The 1,792-nt window shown below is 56.6% G+C and carries 1 protein-coding gene and 2 pseudogenes; 1 reads left to right on the top strand and 2 read right to left on the bottom strand.

Translation table 11 applies throughout. The annotated features are described in order from the left end of the window. A pseudogene (locus tag AC07FD_RS36555) lies at nucleotides 1-305 on the top strand (hypothetical protein); the annotation flags it as partial. A gap of 16 nt (nucleotides 306-321) precedes the next feature. Here the strand turns inward: AC07FD_RS36555 and AC07FD_RS36560 are convergent. Together AC07FD_RS36560 and AC07FD_RS36565 are read right to left on the bottom strand one after the other, a co-directional pair. Continuing rightward, nucleotides 322-1,218 carry a carbon-nitrogen hydrolase family protein gene (locus AC07FD_RS36560; protein ID WP_478353778.1) on the bottom strand — a complete coding sequence of 299 codons (897 nt, stop codon included), beginning with the start codon at nucleotides 1,216-1,218 and terminating at the stop codon, nucleotides 322-324. 140 nt (nucleotides 1,219-1,358) lie between these two features. After that, nucleotides 1,359-1,570, bottom strand: a pseudogene (locus AC07FD_RS36565) (IS5/IS1182 family transposase); the annotation flags it as partial. Nucleotides 1,571-1,792: the final 222 nt, after the last annotated feature.

Here is a 1,792-nt window from a genome sequence, read left to right on the forward strand (position 1 = left end):
TTTGTCGACAGCCGCGTGAAGAGGCCATATCGGGGGGCATCCCGTGCCCAACCCAAGTTAAGGCGACGCCACCGGTCGAATTGGCGCTTACCATCGAACCCGCGATCGGCTACCTGAAAGAGGATGGTCATATGGGCCGGAACTTCCTGAGTGGCCGCCACGGCGATCGGAACAATGCCGTGCTCTCCGCCATCGGCCACAATCTCCGCCCCCTCCTCGCATGGCTCAGGCGTCTCTTATGGCTCAACGTGGTTGCGATCCTTGAAGCATTCGACAACCGCTCAGCGCTCAAACCGGGCTTCTAACGCCGAAAGCGATCTGTCAGCCGTCCACCACGACTGGCAAGGTACCATTGAGCACCTTGTACGTATCGGGACGACGGTCCCTAACGAGGCGCGGCCCCCAATAACCCACTGAAGCACCGGCAAGTCCGGCACATATATCTATCTCCGCAGTGACCACTCCGATTTGGTCCAGTCCGCTGCTTACAATGATGCCACCGAGCGGATCGACAATCTGGCTGAAGCCAATAAAGTTCGATCCACCATGTTCACCAACGAAATTTGATGAGATGAGCCAGCGGCTGTTTTCTAAAGCTCGCACACGGTCATATAGGTCGTACCTGCGCACAGCGGAGTTGTTTTCGCGGTCGCCGTGGCCAGGGGTTGCGGCCCACGCGGACCCTATCACCAGCAGTTCGGCCCCCGAAAGGGTAAGTTCTCGGCACCCCTCCGGCCACGATTTGTCGTAGCAGATCAGCAGGCCTACTTTGCCAAGGGGCGTATCAAAAACTGGCCAATGGTCGCCCGCCCGGTAGATAAAGTTCTCTTCGAGGGTGAGGTGGACCTTGCGATACGACCCTATATATCCCTGCGGCCCCGCGAGCACTAGGGTATTGTAGAGGATGCCTGGCTGCTTGCCAGCCTCAATGAGGCCAAAGACAACATGGATGTTGTGCTTCATGGCAGCGGTTATTAGGCGTTGCACTGAGGGGCCATCCGGGACCGACTCGGCTATGCGCTGAGCTTTCGTGATGACGTCTTCAAGCTTGGCCAAGTCCAGGACCGCCAGGTAGCCTTGCAAGCTCGTCTCAGGAAAGACGACAAGGGAAGCACCGGCACTAGCGGCCTCCTTGATATAGGATAGGTGTAGGTCAAGGTTTTTGTGCACGTCGTATGTGCCCGGAAACGCACAGGTGGCGATTACGTTCTTGAGCATGTAGGTCTCCCTGATGAGGGCAGGTTAACTGAACCACTGCCAGGCTATCTATCTATCGATCGCATGGAAAACGGATCAGCGAAATCCAGAAATAGTTATTTGCGGCGGTGGGTAATTATGCAACGGGTAGCGCGGGTCGCCCCAATTGCCGTCTCGACCAACGAGCGTTTGCCGTAACCGATGGAGACCTGCCATTTCATCTGGCCGTCTCTGCTGATTGTGGCGATATGCTGGTCCATTAGTCCGGCAGGTGCGCAGTTGATTGGTTCGACCGCGCTGACGCGAGGCGGACGATCGCAGCCGCCGCGCTTTGATCGATGACTCCGTCGTATGTCGGTTTTCCATCATAGGCATGTCCGGGATCAGCACCAATGAGACAGAATCGGGCTAATTGAGAGAGGAGGTTTTCTGGTTCATCGTAACCTTTCAAAGGAACGACGATGAGACAGAAAACGGACGTAACGAAGCCTTCTGCTGAGAAGGTGATCAAGGACATTCGGCGGTGGCGTCGCCTTAACTTGGGTTGGGCACGGGATGCCCCCCGATATGGCCTCTTCACGCGGCTGTCGACAAA

The organism is Mesorhizobium waitakense, assembly GCF_056431085.1.